The sequence below is a fragment of the Pontibacterium granulatum genome (assembly GCF_029961155.1).
In the GTDB taxonomy this organism is placed as follows: Bacteria; Pseudomonadota; Gammaproteobacteria; order Pseudomonadales; family Balneatricaceae; genus Pontibacterium; species Pontibacterium granulatum.
In genome coordinates, this window is the sequence record NZ_JASBRH010000042.1 from 1 (window position 1) to 15786 (window position 15786).

The 15786-nt window shown below is 53.0% G+C and carries 13 protein-coding genes and 1 tRNA gene; all 14 read left to right on the forward strand.

Annotated elements, in window-relative coordinates; all coding sequences use genetic code 11:
- Positions 1-97, forward strand: a 97-nt coding sequence (locus QKW35_RS20905) for an EF-Tu C-terminal domain-related protein (protein ID WP_486644356.1), incomplete at its 5' end; no start/stop codon positions are given.
- Positions 98-192: 95 nt separating this feature from the next.
- Positions 193-268, forward strand: a tRNA-Trp gene (locus tag QKW35_RS20910).
- A 60-nt stretch (positions 269-328) separates the two neighbouring features.
- Complete coding sequence (secE, locus tag QKW35_RS20915) at positions 329-697, forward strand: preprotein translocase subunit SecE (RefSeq protein ID WP_282356275.1); 369 nt, start codon at positions 329-331, stop codon at positions 695-697.
- A 12-nt stretch (positions 698-709) separates the two neighbouring features.
- The gene (gene nusG, locus QKW35_RS20920) at positions 710-1243 is read left to right on the forward strand and encodes a transcription termination/antitermination protein NusG (RefSeq protein ID WP_282356278.1); all 534 of its coding nucleotides are present in this window, start codon (positions 710-712) and stop codon (positions 1241-1243) included.
- A 108-nt stretch (positions 1244-1351) separates the two neighbouring features.
- Entirely contained in the window at positions 1352-1786 is a 435-nt protein-coding gene (gene rplK, locus QKW35_RS20925) for a 50S ribosomal protein L11 (RefSeq protein ID WP_282356280.1), read from the forward strand.
- Positions 1786-2481 (forward strand): 50S ribosomal protein L1, encoded by a 696-nt coding sequence (gene rplA / locus QKW35_RS20930; protein WP_282356282.1) that lies wholly within the window; start codon positions 1786-1788, stop codon positions 2479-2481. Before rplK ends, rplA begins: the two co-directional genes overlap by 1 nt.
- A 221-nt stretch (positions 2482-2702) precedes the next feature.
- Positions 2703-3197, forward strand: a complete 495-nt coding sequence (gene rplJ, locus QKW35_RS20935) for a 50S ribosomal protein L10 (RefSeq protein WP_282356284.1) — start codon at positions 2703-2705, stop codon at positions 3195-3197.
- Between the two features lie 70 nt (positions 3198-3267).
- A complete protein-coding gene (gene rplL, locus QKW35_RS20940) occupies positions 3268-3642 on the forward strand; it encodes a 50S ribosomal protein L7/L12 (protein WP_282356285.1) in 375 nt (124 codons plus the stop codon).
- A 173-nt stretch (positions 3643-3815) separates the two neighbouring features.
- Complete coding sequence (gene rpoB, locus QKW35_RS20945) at positions 3816-7916, forward strand: DNA-directed RNA polymerase subunit beta (protein WP_282356286.1); 4101 nt, start codon at positions 3816-3818, stop codon at positions 7914-7916.
- A gap of 71 nt (positions 7917-7987) precedes the next feature.
- On the forward strand, positions 7988-12205 hold the full coding sequence (gene rpoC, locus QKW35_RS20950; RefSeq protein WP_282356289.1) for a DNA-directed RNA polymerase subunit beta': 4218 nt from the start codon (positions 7988-7990) through the stop codon (positions 12203-12205).
- A 120-nt stretch (positions 12206-12325) separates the two neighbouring features.
- Positions 12326-12700 (forward strand): 30S ribosomal protein S12, encoded by a 375-nt coding sequence (gene rpsL / locus QKW35_RS20955; RefSeq protein ID WP_193952489.1) that lies wholly within the window; start codon positions 12326-12328, stop codon positions 12698-12700.
- A gap of 143 nt (positions 12701-12843) precedes the next feature.
- Positions 12844-13314 (forward strand): 30S ribosomal protein S7, encoded by a 471-nt coding sequence (rpsG, locus tag QKW35_RS20960; RefSeq protein WP_282356294.1) that lies wholly within the window; start codon positions 12844-12846, stop codon positions 13312-13314.
- 18 nt (positions 13315-13332) lie between these two features.
- The gene (fusA, locus tag QKW35_RS20965; RefSeq protein ID WP_282356297.1) at positions 13333-15426 is read left to right on the forward strand and encodes an elongation factor G; all 2094 of its coding nucleotides are present in this window, start codon (positions 13333-13335) and stop codon (positions 15424-15426) included.
- A gap of 31 nt (positions 15427-15457) precedes the next feature.
- Positions 15458-15786 (forward strand): GTP-binding protein (locus QKW35_RS20970; protein WP_282353466.1); only part of this gene is annotated, 329 nt, incomplete at its 3' end.

Sequence of the window (15786 nt, forward strand, 5' to 3'; positions counted from 1 at the left end):
GATCAACCCAATCGCGATGGAAGAAGGTCTGCGCTTCGCTATCCGTGAAGGTGGTCGTACCGTAGGTGCAGGTGTTGTATCTAAGATCATCGAGTGATTCTCTCTGATCTGAAAATTATCGTGTAAAAACCGATAATTAGGTGTTGCCAAACACCGGGGAGGCTCATATAATGTGCCTCCCTATTACGCAGTAGGCCAGTGGCTCAATTGGCAGAGCAGCGGTCTCCAAAACCGCAGGTTGGGGGTTCGAGTCCCTCCTGGCCTGCCACTTCTAATCTGAAGTGGCATCACAAAGCTGAAGCTTTTCTTAATATCTGAGGCTCCGAACGTGAACTCTAAAGTGTCTTCCGAAGGTTCAAAATTCGATGCTCTGAAGTGGGCTGTAGTAGCGCTTCTGGTGGCTGTTGGGGTTGTTGGTAACTCCATCTACGCGGAAGAGTCACTGTTCTATCGTGTCGTGGCGCTTGTGGTGCTGGCGGCAGTGGCGGGCTTTGTTGCTCTGCAGACTGCAAAGGGTCAGGCGTTCTTTGATCTGTTCAAGGAATCTAAAGCGGAAATCCGCAAAGTTGTATGGCCTACACGGCAGGAAACGGGTCAGACAACTGCAATCGTGGTTGTGGTTGTGCTGATTGTTGGTCTGTTGCTGTGGGGGCTGGATTCACTGTTGAGCTGGCTTGTGTCCGGCGTAATCGGTTAAGAGGTTTTTGGCATGTCTAAGCGTTGGTATGTTGTGCATGCGTATTCCGGTTACGAAAAGCGCGTGATGAATACGCTGAAAGAGCGTATCGAGCTGCATGGTATGCAGGATTTCTTTGGTGAGGTGTTGGTGCCTACCGAAGAAGTTGTCGAAATTCGCGACGGCAAAAAGCGCAAGTCCGAGCGTAAGTTCTATCCGGGGTATGTTCTGGTGAACATGGATATGAACGATGAGTCCTGGCACTTGGTTAAGAATACGCCTCATGTGCTTGGTTTTATTGGTGGTACCGCAGGAAATCCTGCGCCGATCACCGAGAAAGAAGCAAATGAGATTCTACAGCGCGTTGAGAGTGGTGTTGATAAGCCACGTCCGAAGACTGTTTTCGAGCCTGGCGAGATGGTTCGTGTTATCGATGGTCCGTTCGCAGACTTCAATGGCGTTGTGGAAGAGGTGAACTACGAGAAGAACAGACTGCAGGTTGCAGTGTTGATCTTTGGGCGTTCAACTCCGGTTGAGCTGGAGTTTGTTCAGGTCGAAAAGGCCTGATAGTCCACACAAGTTGTTGAAAACTCTGCCTCTTGATGGGGCGGGGTTTTTGCGTTTTGAAGAAACGGGGAGCCGAAAGGCGCTTGTACCCAAATGAGGTAACTTACAATGGCTAAGAAGATCGAAGCTTACATCAAGCTGCAGGTCCCTGCTGGTCAGGCTAACCCAAGTCCACCGGTTGGTCCAGCACTGGGTCAGCACGGTGTTAATATCATGGAATTCTGTAAAGCGTTCAATGCTGCTACTCAGAGTTTCGAGAATGGTATGCCGATCCCAGTTGTAATCAGCGTTTACGCTGACCGCAGCTTCACTTTCATTACCAAGACTCCTCCAGCGGCTGTACTGCTGAAAAAAGCAGCTGGCCTGAAGAGCGGTTCCGGTCGTCCTAACACTGAGAAAGTAGGTACTGTTACCCGTGCTCAGCTGGAAGAGATCGCTACTACTAAGATGGCTGACCTGACTGCTGCAGATATGGATGCGGCTGTACGTACTATCGCGGGTTCTGCGCGTAGCATGGGTCTGGTTGTGGAGGGTCAGGAATAATGGCTAAGCTGTCTAAACGTCAGAAGCTGATCAACGAAAAAGTTGACAGCACTAAGCAGTACGCAATCGAAGAAGCAGTAGCGCTGCTGTCCGAGCTGTCTGCTGTTAAATTCAACGAAACCGTTGAAATCGCAGTAAACCTGGGTATCGATCCACGTAAATCTGATCAGGTTGTTCGTGGTTCTACTGTACTGCCTAACGGTACTGGTAAAGATGTTCGCGTAGCTGTATTTGCTCAGGGTGAAAACGCTGAGAAAGCTAAAGAAGCTGGCGCTGACGTTGTTGGTTTCGAAGATCTGGCTGAGCAGATCAAAGGCGGTGACCTGAACTTTGGCGTAGTAATCGCTACTCCAGACGCAATGCGCGTTGTAGGTCAGCTGGGTCAGGTTCTGGGTCCACGTGGTCTGATGCCAAACCCTAAAGTGGGTACCGTGACTCCAGACGTTGTTACCGCTGTTCAAAATGCTAAAGCCGGTCAGGTACGTTTCCGTGCTGACAAGAACGGCATCATCCACGCGGGTGTTGGTAAAGCAGACTTCGCTGCAGACGCTGTCAAAGGCAACGTTGAAGCACTGCTGGCTGACCTGAAGAAGGCGAAGCCTGCTTCTGCTAAAGGCGTGTATGTTAAGAAAGTGACCCTGTCCACCACTATGGGCCCGGGTCTGACTCTGGATCAGAGCTCCCTGAGCTTCTAATCCGAGTAAACGGTTTTTTGAGGGTCTTCGTTCCCTCTTAATAGAGACGAAGGCCGTCAAAGACCGCAGGTGAACTGCAGTCTTCTGAGTGCAGTTCTTAATGGGTAACCAGCCTGCGCAGACGGTGAGATTCCTTGTGAATCTAAAACCACCGTACTCAAGCTTCATGACAACATGAAGTGGTTGGTAAACAGTCGAAAGACTAAATCCAGGAGTAAATCGTGGCATTAGGACTCGAAGACAAAAAAGCGATCGTCGCTGAAGTCCAGGAAGCTGCTAAAGGCGCTCTGTCAGCGGTTGTTGCGGATTCCCGTGGCGTTACCGTTGGCGACATGACTGCACTGCGTAAGCAGGCTCGTGAAGCAGGTGTGTGGCTGAAAGTTGTTCGTAACACACTGGCGCGTCGTGCGGTGGAGGGTACTGATTACGAGTGTCTGGGTGACACTTTCAAAGGTCCATCCATCATTGCTTTTTCTACCGAACATCCAGGTGCGGGTGCCCGCATCCTTAATGATTTCGCGAAAGGCAACGACAAGTTCGAGCTGAAAGCAGCAGCATTTGAAGGTGAAATGGTAGACGTAGCGATGCTGGCAAGCCTGCCAACATACGACGAAGCTATCGCGAAGCTGATGATGTGCATGAAAGAAGCAGCAGCTGGCAAACTGGTTCGCACTATTGCGGCCGTTCGCGACCAGAAAGAAGAGCAGGCAGCGTAAGCTATCTGCGTCGACGTTTTTTAAAAAGTTTTGTTGGGCGTTATAGCCCAGAATTATCAGGAATTAGACCATGTCTCTGACTAACGAAGATATCCTAAACGCAATTGCTGAAATGTCCGTTAAGGACGTAGTTGCTCTGATCGAAGCAATGGAAGAAAAATTCGGTGTTACCGCTGCTGCTGCAGTAGTAGCTGGCGGCGCTGCTGGCGGCGACGCTGGTGCAGCTGAAGAGAAGACTGAATTTGACGTTGTTCTGACCGCTGCTGGCGATAAGAAAGTAAACGTAATCAAAGCAGTACGTGGCGCAACCGGCCTGGGTCTGAAAGAAGCTAAGGCTATGGTTGACGGCGTTCCAGCGACTGTTAAAGAAGGCGTTAGCAAAGAAGAAGCTGAAGAGCTGCAGAAGGCCCTGGAAGAAGCAGGCGCATCTGTTGAAGTTAAGTAATAACTTCTTTGCATTACAGGGCAGCAAAAAGCTGCCCGACGTGCTGATGGCTGGTGGCAATTTGCCACCGGCCTTTTTCCGTTATTTATAGACAGCAAATATTTAACGGCAAAGCAGCCCGGAAGCTCTCTTCTGGTCTGTTTCTCACTTGGTGCACTTGCTGGGGAACACTGATGGCTTATTCATACACTGAAAAGAAACGCATCCGTAAAGACTTCGGTAAATTGCCGCAGGTTATGGATGTGCCTTACCTGCTCGCAATTCAGATCGACTCCTATAAGCGGTTTTTGCAGCAGGGATCCGATGTCGCTGAATTTCGTGAGGAAGGTCTTCACGCGGCGTTCAGCTCCGTTTTTCCAATTGTTTCATATTCCGGAAATGCATCTCTGGAATACGTCGGCTACCGCCTCGGTGAACCCGTTTTCGATGTAAAAGAATGTCAGATCCGCGGCATTACATACGCTGCACCGCTGCGGGTTAAAGTTCGCCTGGTTATCTACGATCGCGAATCCAGTAATAAAGCGGTTAAAGATATCAAGGAACAGGAAGTTTACATGGGCGAAATGCCCCTGATGACCGATAACGGTACCTTCGTAGTAAACGGTACAGAGCGTGTTATCGTGTCTCAGCTGCACCGTTCTCCAGGTGTATTCTTCGACCACGATAAAGGTAAAACCCACTCCTCCGGTAAGCTGCTGTACTCCGCGCGAATCATTCCTTACCGCGGTTCCTGGCTGGACTTCGAGTTTGATCCTAAAGACAGCCTGTTCGTACGTATTGACCGTCGTCGTAAGCTGCCGGCAACTATTCTGCTGCGCGCGCTGGGTTACAGTGCTGAAGAGATTCTGGAAACCTTCTTCGACAACACCAACTGGAAACTGTCCAGCGACTCTATCCGTATGGAACTGGTGGCGGATCGTCTGCGCGGTGAAACCCTGAGTTTCGAGGTTAAAGACTCTGAAGGCAACGTGATCGTAGAGCCGGGTCGTCGTATTACGCCTCGCCACATTCGCCAGATGGCAAAAGCGAACATGGAGCACCTGGAAGTGCCTGCAGAATACCTGGCAGGCAAGGCGATGGCGAAAGACATCGTAGATCCGACTACCGGTGAGCTGCTGTGTGCATCCAACGCTGAGATCACCGAAGACCTGATCGAGAAGCTGCAGCACGTAGGTGTGACTGAGTTTGAAACTCTGTACACCAACGATCTGGATTGTGGTCCGTTCATCTCTGATACTCTGCGTAACGATCCAACCCGCAACCAGCTGGAAGCACTGGTTGAGATCTACCGCATGATGCGTCCTGGTGAGCCACCAACCAAAGAATCTGCGGAAGCACTGTTCGAGAACCTGTTCTTCACCGACGAGCGTTACGACCTGTCCGGCGTAGGCCGTATGAAGTTTAACCGCCGTCTGGGTCGCGATGATGTGACCGGTCCAGGTGTCCTGGATAAAGACGATATCCTGGCGGTAATGAAAACCCTGATCGAGATCCGTAACGGTTTCGGTACTGTCGATGACATCGACCACCTGGGTAACCGTCGTATCCGTTCTGTAGGTGAGATGGCAGAGAACCAGTTCCGCGTAGGTCTGGTGCGTGTCGAGCGTGCAGTACGCGAACGTCTGAGCATGGCTGAATCTGATAACCTGATGCCTCAGGATCTGATCAACGCCAAGCCGGTTGCTGCGGCGATCAAAGAATTCTTCGGTTCTTCCCAGTTGTCCCAGTTCATGGACCAGAACAACCCGCTGTCTGAGGTTACTCACAAGCGCCGTGTATCTGCGCTGGGTCCTGGCGGTCTGACCCGTGAGCGTGCAGGCTTTGAGGTTCGAGACGTACACCCAACCCACTACGGTCGTGTGTGTCCAATCGAGACCCCTGAGGGTCCGAACATCGGTCTGATCAACTCTCTGGCAGTATTTGCCCGCACCAACGACTACGGTTTCCTGGAAACTCCATACCGTCGCGTTGCAGATGGCGTGGTTACCGACGAGATCGATTACCTGTCCGCGATTGAAGAGAACAAATACGTCATCGCACAGGCATCTGCTGAAATGGACGAAAACAATCGTCTGGTGCAGGAGCTGGTAACTGTTCGTCACCTGAACGAAACCACGGTAATGGCGCCAGAGAAGGTGCAGTACATGGACGTGTCCCCACGTCAGGTTGTATCTGTAGCGGCGTCTCTGATCCCGTTCCTGGAACACGATGATGCGAACCGTGCATTGATGGGTTCCAACATGCAGCGTCAGGCTGTACCAACGCTGCGTGCTGATAAGCCGCTGGTTGGTACCGGTATGGAGCTGAATGTAGCACGTGACTCCGGCGTATGTGTGGTCGCGAAGCGTGGTGGTGTGGTTGAGTCCGTCGACGCGGCGCGTATCGTAGTGAAAGTGCGCGACGAAGAAGTGGCTGCGGGCGACGCCGGTGTAGATATCTACAACCTGACCAAATACACCCGTTCCAACCAGAACACCTGCATCAACCAGCGTTCCATCGTATTCCCTGGTGATGAAGTGAACGTTGGCGACATCATGGCAGACGGTCCGTCCGTCGATATGGGTGAGCTGGCACTGGGTCAGAACATGCGTATCGCGTTCATGCCGTGGAACGGATACAACTTTGAGGACTCCATCCTCATCTCCGAGCGTGTTGTACAGGAAGACCGCTTTACCACCATCCACATTCAGGAACTGACCTGTGTGGCGCGTGATACCAAACTGGGGCCTGAGGAAGTCACTTCCGATATCCCTAACGTCGGTGAGTCTGCGCTGGCGAAGCTGGATGAGTCTGGTATCGTGCACATCGGTGCGGAAGTAGGTCCTGGCGACATCCTGGTTGGTAAGGTAACCCCTAAGGGTGAAACCCAGCTGACGCCGGAAGAAAAACTGCTGCGTGCGATCTTCGGTGAGAAGGCGTCCGACGTTAAAGACACCTCCCTGCGTGTTAAGACCGGCACCATCGGTAAAGTTATCGACGTTCAGGTCTTCACCCGTGATGGTGTGCCGAAGGACGAGCGTGCGCTGTCCATCGAAGCGTACGAGCTGGATAAGGTGCGTAAGGACTTGAACGACGAATTCCGTATCGTGGAAGCGGCGGTATTCGAGCGTCTGGAAAAAGCGCTGGTTGGTCTGAAGGCTGACGGCGGTGCTGGTCTGGCGAAAGGCGACGAGATCACCTCCGAGTTCCTGGCGGGCCTGAAACACGCTGACTGGTTCAAGATCCGCGTATCTGACGAATCGGTAGCTGAGCAGCTGGAGCTGGCTCAGAAGCAGTTGGAAGAACGCCGTGAACAGTTGGATGCGCGTTTCGAAGACAAGAAAGGCAAGCTGCAGACCGGCGACGACCTGGCACCGGGCGTGCTGAAGATCGTTAAGGTATACGTTGCTACCAAGCGTCGCGTGCAGCCAGGTGACAAGATGGCCGGTCGTCACGGTAACAAAGGTGTTATCTCCGTGATCATGCCTGTCGAAGATATGCCATACGACGAAAACGGTGAACCGGTAGATATCGTACTGAACCCGCTGGGTGTACCGTCCCGTATGAACGTTGGTCAGATCCTGGAAACCCACATGGGTATGGCGGCTAAAGGCCTGGGTGACAAGATCAACGCGATGCTGGAAGAAGAGCGCGTCAAGGCTGAGAAAGTTAAGGGCCTGCGCGAATTCCTGGATCGTATCTACAACAGCAAGCTGGGTGGCTGGGAGAACGCACGTAAAGAGGACCTGGATTCCTTCAGTGATGAAGAGATCCTGACCCTGGCGCACAACCTGCGCAAAGGTGTGCCTCTGGCGACGCCTGCGTTCGACGGCGCGAAAGAGGCTGAGTTGAAAGAGCTGCTGACACTGGCAGACCTTAGCACCACCGGTCAGTTCACGCTGTTTGATGGCCGCACTGGCAACCAGTTCGACCGTCCGGTAACCGTGGGTTACATGTACATGCTGAAGCTGAACCACTTGGTAGACGACAAGATGCACGCACGTTCTACCGGTTCTTACAGCCTGGTTACTCAGCAGCCGCTGGGTGGTAAGGCGCAGTTCGGTGGTCAGCGTTTCGGTGAGATGGAGGTATGGGCACTGGAAGCATACGGTGCGGCGTACACCCTGCAGGAAATGCTCACCGTTAAGTCCGATGACGTAAACGGCCGTACTAAGATGTATAAGAACATCGTAGACGGAGATCACCGTATGGAGCCGGGTATGCCGGAATCCTTCAACGTGTTGATCAAGGAGATTCGCTCCCTCGGTATCGATATCGAGCTGGAAAGCGAATAAGGACTTAACCGAAATCAGGCGGGGGCTGGTTTTTCAGCCCCAGGCATTAACTCCGTGAGGAGCCAGAAATAATGAAAGATTTGCTGAATCTGCTTAAATCTCAGGGCCAGTCTGAAGAGTTTGACTCCATCCGTATCGGATTGGCGTCACCGGAGATGATCCGCTCCTGGTCTTATGGTGAGGTTAAAAAGCCGGAAACCATTAACTACCGTACTTTCAAGCCAGAGCGCGAAGGTCTGTTCTGTGCCAAAATTTTTGGCCCGGTAAAAGACTACGAGTGTCTGTGTGGCAAGTACAAGCGCATGAAGCACCGTGGTGTTATCTGTGAGAAGTGTGGCGTAGAAGTTACTCTGGCGAAAGTTCGTCGTGACCGTATGGGTCATATCGAGCTGGCGTCTCCTGTTGCGCACATCTGGTTCCTGAAATCGCTGCCGTCCCGTATCGGTCTGATGCTGGATATGACGCTGCGTGATATCGAACGCGTGCTGTACTTCGAATCATTCGTCGTGATCGACCCGGGTATGACTACCCTGGAGCGCGGTCAGTTGCTGAACGATGAGCAGTACTTCGAAGCGCTGGAAGAGTTTGGGGACGACTTCGACGCCCGTATGGGTGCTGAAGCAGTCCGCGAGCTGCTGGCTTCTATTGATCTGGAAGGCGACATTCAGATCATCCGTGAAGAGCTGCCGCAGACCAACTCCGAAACCAAGATCAAGAAGCTGTCCAAGCGCCTGAAGCTGCTGGAAGCTTTCCATAAGTCTGGTAACAACCCAGAGTGGATGGTCATGGAAGTACTGCCTGTACTGCCACCTGACCTGCGTCCTCTGGTGCCGTTGGACGGCGGCCGTTTCGCGACATCCGATCTAAACGATCTGTACCGTCGTGTAATCAACCGTAACAACCGTCTGAAGCGTCTGTTGGACCTGAACGCGCCTGACATCATCGTACGTAACGAAAAACGTATGTTGCAGGAATCTGTGGATGCGCTGCTGGATAACGGTCGTCGCGGCCGTGCGATCACCGGTTCCAATAAGCGTCCTCTGAAGTCCCTGGCTGACATGATCAAGGGTAAGCAGGGTCGTTTCCGTCAGAACCTGCTGGGTAAGCGTGTTGACTACTCCGGTCGTTCCGTAATCGTGGTAGGTCCTTACCTGCGTCTGCACCAGTGTGGTCTGCCTAAGAAAATGGCGCTGGAACTGTTCAAGCCGTTCATCTTCTCTAAGCTGGAACTGCGTGGTCACGCGACCACCATCAAAGCGGCCAAGAAGATGGTAGAGCGTGAAGAACCGTTGGTATGGGATATCCTGGATGAAGTTATCCGTGAGCACCCGGTCCTGCTGAACCGTGCACCAACCCTGCACCGTCTCGGCATCCAGGCATTCGAACCGGTTCTGATCGAAGGTAAAGCGATCCAGCTGCACCCGCTGGTATGTGCGGCATACAACGCCGACTTCGACGGTGACCAGATGGCTGTACACGTGCCGCTGACCATTGAAGCTCAGCTGGAAGCGCGTGCCCTGATGATGTCCACCAACAACGTGCTGTCTCCTGCGAACGGTGAGCCAATCATCGTACCGTCTCAGGACGTTGTACTGGGTCTCTACTACATGACCCGTGAGCGTGTGAACGCCAAGGGTGAAGGCATGGTCTTCTCCAACATCGAAGAGGTGGAGCGCGCACACGGTGCCGGTCAGGTCTCCCTGCAGGCGAAGGTCCGCGTACGTATCACGGAAACTATCCGTGACATCCACGGTGGTGTAGAAACCAAGACCGAGCTGAAAGAAACTACAGCGGGTCGTGCCCTGTTGTTCGCAATTGTTCCGGATGGCCTGCCATACTCGCTGGTTAACCAGAACATGAAGAAGAAAGCGATCTCCCGCCTGTTGAACGAGGCGTACCGTCGCTGCGGTCTGAAAGACACCGTAATCTTCGCGGACCAGCTGATGTACACCGGTTTCCGTCAGGCGACCATGTCCGGTGCATCCATCGGTGTGAACGACTTCGAAATCCCTGGTGAGAAAGTTGACATCATCGGCGAGGCAGACGCTGAAGTTAAAGAGATCGAACGCCAGTTCGCGGACGGTCTGGTAACTGCAGGCGAGAAATACAACAAGGTTATCGACATTTGGTCCCGCGCGAACGAGCTGCTGGCCAAGAAGATGATGGATAACCTGAAGACTGAGCCGGTTATCACCAAAGACGGTGAAGAGACCGAGCAGGAGTCTTTCAACTCCGTATACATGATGGCCGACTCCGGTGCACGTGGTAGTGCAGCGCAGATTCGTCAGCTGGCCGGTATGCGTGGTCTGATGGCGAAGCCGGACGGCTCCATCATCGAGACGCCGATCACCGCAAACTTCCGTGAAGGTCTGAACGTACTGCAGTACTTCATCTCGACCCACGGTGCGCGTAAAGGTCTGGCGGATACCGCACTGAAAACTGCGAACTCCGGTTACCTGACCCGTCGTCTGGTAGACGTAGCGCAGGATAACGTAATCACCGAGCATGACTGTGGTACCGAAGAAGGTCTGCTGATGCAGCCGCTGATCGAAGGCGGTGACGTAGTGGTAGGTCTGGGTGATCGTGTACTGGGTCGTGTAGTTGCGGTTGACGTACTGAGTCCTGAAGGTGATCTGCTGATCGAAAAAGGCACCCTGATGGACGAAGCCTGGATCGATCGCATGGAGAACGACGACAAGTACTCCTCTATCGATGAGATCATCGTACGCAGCGCAATCACCTGTGACACCCGTCACGGTATCTGTGCCAAGTGTTACGGTCGTGACCTGGGTCGCGGTCACCTGGTTAACCCAGGTGAGGCGGTTGGGGTTATCGCTGCACAGTCCATCGGTGAGCCGGGTACACAGCTGACCATGCGTACGTTCCACATCGGTGGTGCGGCGTCCCGAGCGGCTGCTGTTGACAGTGTTCAGGTTAAAAACGGCGGTGAGATCCGCCTGCACAACCTGAAGTTTGTTACCCGTCCAGACGGTGCACTGGTGGCTACTTCCCGTTCCGGTGAGCTGGGTGTGACCGACGAACACGGTCGTGAGCGTGAGCGTTACAAACTGCCTTACGGTTCCGTGATCAAGACCAATGACGGCGAACAGGTGTCAGCCGGCGATATCGTTGCGAACTGGGACCCGCACACCCACCCAATCATCACCGAAGTGGGTGGTAAGGTTGAGTTCGCGGGTATGGAAGACGGCATCACCGTTAAGCGTCAGACTGATGAACTGACCGGCCTGTCTACGATCGAGGTCCTGGACCCGAAAGATCGTCCGCAGGCGGGTAAAGATATCCGTCCGATGATCCGCCTGCTGGATGCCAGCGGCGAAGAGGTGATCCTGCCAAACGGCGCGCCTGCAACTTACCTGCTGCCGGCGAAAGCGATTCTGAACCTGGCACCAAATGCTGAGGTTCAGGTGGGTGACGTGCTGGCACGTATCCCGCAGGAAGGCTCTGTAAACAAAGATATCACCGGTGGTCTGCCGCGTGTTGCTGACCTCTTCGAAGCGCGTAAGCCGAAAGAGTCTGCAATCCTGGCGGAGATCTCCGGTACCGTAACCTTTGGTAAAGAAACCAAAGGTAAGAAGCGTCTGGTTATCACACCGAAGGACGGTGATCCAATCGAGATCATGATCCAGAAGTGGCGTAACCTGAACGTATTCGAAGGTGAAACAGTAGAGAAGGGTGAGGTTATCTCCGATGGTCCGTCCAACCCGCACGACATTCTGCGTGTCCTGGGTGTAGGCGAACTGGCGAAATACATCACCTCCGAGATCCAGGACGTATACCGTCTGCAGGGTGTAGGCATAAACGATAAGCACATTGAGGTTATCGTTCGCCAGATGCTGCGTAAGGTAGAGATCGTCTCTTCCGGTGACTCCAGCTTCATTCCAGGTGATCAGGTTGAATACATGGCCGTGGTTGCAGAGAACGAGCAGCTGGAAGCGGAAGGTAAGATCCCGGCTAAGTTTGATCGAGTACTGCTGGGTATCACTAAGGCATCCCTGGCTACCGAATCCTTCATCTCCGCTGCATCCTTCCAGGAGACTACCCGTGTCCTGACCGAAGGTGCGGTAACTGGCAAGCAGGACTTCCTGCGCGGCCTGAAGGAGAACGTAGTTGTGGGTCGTCTGATCCCGGCAGGTTCTGGTCTTGCATACCATGCTGAACGCAAGCGCAAAGCAGCGCAGCCGGAAGCGGGTACAGCGACCGTAAGTGCGGAAGAGGTGCAGCAGGCACTGACCGAAGCACTGAACGCTTCAATGCCAGACGCTGAATAAAATTTATTCAATGTTTGACTTGATGGGCCGGAATTAAATATAATTCCGGCCCCTTTTGTGCTGGATTCAAATGAATTCAGTTTTTTTTGGTGCCCATCAAAACGTGGAGTTTGCTAAATAATGGCAACTATTAACCAGTTGGTGCGCAAGCCTCGTAAACGTAAGGTGCAAAAAAGTGACGTTCCTGCTCTGCAGGCATGCCCACAGCGCCGTGGCGTGTGTACCCGTGTTTACACTACTACCCCGAAAAAACCGAACTCTGCACTGCGTAAAGTGTGCCGTGTTCGTTTGACTAACGGTTTCGAAGTGACTTCCTACATCGGTGGTGAAGGCCACAACTTGCAGGAGCACTCCGTAGTCCTGATTCGCGGTGGTCGTGTTAAAGACCTTCCGGGTGTACGTTACCACACTGTTCGCGGTTCTCTGGACTGCTCCGGTGTGAACGATCGTAAACAAGGCCGCTCCAAGTACGGTACCAAACGTCCTAAGTCTTAATCGCCATCCCTAATGGCGAGGCTAATTGGCGATCATCACTAGTGTGGTCGCTAACGCGCTAAACCAGACAGGATAAGAGTAAGGCGGGTGTCGTTTGACTACCTGAATACCTGAAGACCTTTTTAATTTTAGAGGGCTTATCAATGCCTAGAAGACGAGTTGCTGCGAAGCGCGAAATTCTGCCGGATCCAAAATTCGGTAACACAACTCTGGCAAAATTCATGAACCACGTAATGATCAGCGGTAAGAAATCTGTCGCTGAGAAAATCGTGTACGGCGCTCTGGACAAGATCCAGGAACGCACCGGTAATGACCCACTGGAAGTATTCGACAAAGCGCTGGAAACCGTTCAGCCGATGGTTGAGGTTAAGTCCCGCCGCGTAGGTGGTGCAACTTACCAGGTACCTGTTGAAGTTCGTCCTGCCCGTCGTATGGCTCTGGCTATGCGTTGGCTGGTAGACGCTTCCCGTAGCCGTGGTGAAAAATCCATGGCCCTGCGTCTGGCTGGCGAGCTGGCTGATGCTGCAGAAGGTCGCGGTGCTGCGGTGAAGAAACGTGAAGACGTTCACCGTATGGCTGAAGCGAACAAAGCATTCGCTCACTACCGCTTCTAAACTGCTGAGGATTGAGTTGTGGCTCGTAAAACGCCTATTGCCCGTTACCGTAACATCGGTATCTGTGCGCATGTAGACGCCGGTAAAACAACCACTACCGAGCGTGTTCTGTTCTATACCGGTATGTCTCACAAGATTGGTGAGGTGCACGATGGTGCCGCCACCATGGACTGGATGGAGCAGGAGCAGGAGCGTGGTATCACCATCACCTCCGCTGCCACTACATGTTTCTGGAAGGGCATGAACCAGCAGTTTGAAGACCACCGTATCAATATTATTGATACCCCGGGGCACGTGGACTTTACCATCGAGGTAGAGCGTTCGCTGCGTGTGCTGGACGGTGCGGTCGTGGTGCTGTGTGCATCTTCCGGTGTACAGCCTCAGACCGAGACTGTATGGCGGCAGGCGAACAAGTACGAGGTTCCTCGTATGGTGTTCGTCAACAAGATGGACCGTGCCGGTGCAGACTTCTTTATGGTTGTTGACCAGTTGAAAGATCGTCTGGGCGCAACTGCTGTGCCGATCAACTTCCCGATCGGTGCAGAAGACGAGTTTAAAGGCGTTGTAGACCTGATCCGCATGAAAGCCATTATGTGGAATGAAGCTGATCAGGGTATGACTTGCGAGCTGCAGGATATCCCTGCTGACCTGCAGGACAGGGCTGAAGAGCTGCGCGAAGAGATGATCGAAGCGGCAGCCGAGGCTTCTGATGAGTTGATGGACAAATACCTTGAAGAAGGTGAACTGTCCGATGAAGAGATCAAGGCGGGTCTGCGCCAGCGCACTCTGGATAACGACATCGTTCTGATGCAGTGTGGTTCTGCATTCAAGAATAAAGGTGTTCAGGCAGTGCTGGATGCGGTTGTCGAATACATGCCTTCGCCGGTCGATGTTAAGGCGATCGAAGGTACGTTGGATGACGCAGACGAAACTGTAGCAACCCGTGCAGCCGATGATGATGCGCCGTTTGCGGCGCTGGCGTTCAAGATTGCGACTGACCCATTCGTTGGTACGCTCACGTTCGTGCGTGTCTACTCCGGTGTTCTGAACTCTGGTGACAGTGTTCTGAACTCTGTAAAGACCAAAAAAGAGCGTGTTGGCCGAATGGTGCAGATGCACTCCAACAACCGGGAAGAGATCAAAGAGGTTCGCGCAGGCGACATTGCGGCTCTGATTGGTATGAAAGACGTGACCACCGGCGACACCTTGTGTGCGCTGGATAACGTTATCGTGTTGGAACGCATGGAGTTTCCGGATCCGGTTATCTCCGTTGCGGTTGAGCCAAGATCCCAGGCGGATCAGGAAAAAATGGGGATTGCGCTGGGTAAGCTGGCACAGGAAGACCCTTCTTTCCGTGTAGAGACTGATCAAGAGACAGGTCAGACTATAATTTCCGGTATGGGTGAGCTGCACCTTGATATTATCGTGGATCGTATGAAACGCGAGTTCAAGGTGGAAGCGAACATCGGTAAGCCACAGGTGGCGTACCGCGAGAAAATCCGTCAGTCTGTCGATGCAAACCACAAGTTTGCCCGGCAGTCCGGTGGTCGTGGTCAGTACGGACACGTGGTGATCGAATTCAGTCCATCCGACGAGGAAGGTCTGGAGTTCATCAATGAGGTTGTTGGTGGTGCGATTCCTAAGGAATACATCCCGGCAATCGAAAAAGGTATCACCGAACAGATGAAGAACGGTGTTATCGCAGGCTACCCGCTTATCGGTTTGAAGGCCCGTCTTTACGATGGATCTTATCACGAGGTTGACTCCAACGAGATGGCGTTTAAAATCGCAGCATCTCAGGCGCTGAAAAAGTACGCGCAGGAAGCCAGCCCGTGCCTTCTAGAGCCGATGATGAAAGTAGAGGTAGTTACACCTGAGGAGTACATGGGTGACGTGATGGGTGACCTGAATCGTCGTCGTGGGCTTGTTCAGGGTATGGAAGACAGCTCTTCCGGCAAGGTCATCAACGCACAAGTGCCGCTGGGTGAAATGTTCGGATACGCAACTGATCTGCGTTCCGCGACCCAGGGTCGTGCGACCTACTCTATGGAATTTGAAGATTACGCAGAAGCGCCGCAAAATGTCGCTGACGCTGTTATCAACAAGAATTAATTATTGCCCTTTCGTTTAAGAGGTATTAACCGTGGCTAAGCAAAACTTTGAGCGCTCCAAGCCGCACGTTAACGTTGGTACTATCGGCCACGTTGACCACGGCAAAACTACACTGACTGCTGCCCTGACTCGCGTATGTGCGGAAGTTTTCGGCGGTGAAATGAAGGCGTTCGACCAGATCGATAACGCACCAGAAGAGCGTGAGCGTGGTATCACCATCGCAACTTCTCACGTTGAATACGATTCTACTATCCGTCACTACGCGCACGTAGACTGCCCAGGGCACGCTGACTATGTTAAAAACATGATCACCGGTGCTGCGCAGATGGATGGTGCGATCCTGGTATGTGGTGCGACTGA

Bases quoted from the DNA above. Each gene is read 5' to 3' on its own strand.
- nusG (WP_282356278.1), top strand. From the start codon at position 710: ATGTCTAAGCGTTGGTATGTTGTGCATGCGTATTCCGGTTACGAAAAG.
- rplL (WP_282356285.1), top strand. From the start codon at position 3,268: ATGTCTCTGACTAACGAAGATATCCTAAACGCAATTGCTGAAATGTCC.
- rpsL (WP_193952489.1), top strand. From the start codon at position 12,326: ATGGCAACTATTAACCAGTTGGTGCGCAAGCCTCGTAAACGTAAGGTG.
- rpoC (WP_282356289.1), top strand. From the start codon at position 7,988: ATGAAAGATTTGCTGAATCTGCTTAAATCTCAGGGCCAGTCTGAAGAG.
- rpoB (WP_282356286.1), top strand. From the start codon at position 3,816: ATGGCTTATTCATACACTGAAAAGAAACGCATCCGTAAAGACTTCGGT.
- rplK (WP_282356280.1), top strand. From the start codon at position 1,352: ATGGCTAAGAAGATCGAAGCTTACATCAAGCTGCAGGTCCCTGCTGGT.
- rpsG (WP_282356294.1), top strand. From the start codon at position 12,844: ATGCCTAGAAGACGAGTTGCTGCGAAGCGCGAAATTCTGCCGGATCCA.
- rplA (WP_282356282.1), top strand. From the start codon at position 1,786: ATGGCTAAGCTGTCTAAACGTCAGAAGCTGATCAACGAAAAAGTTGAC.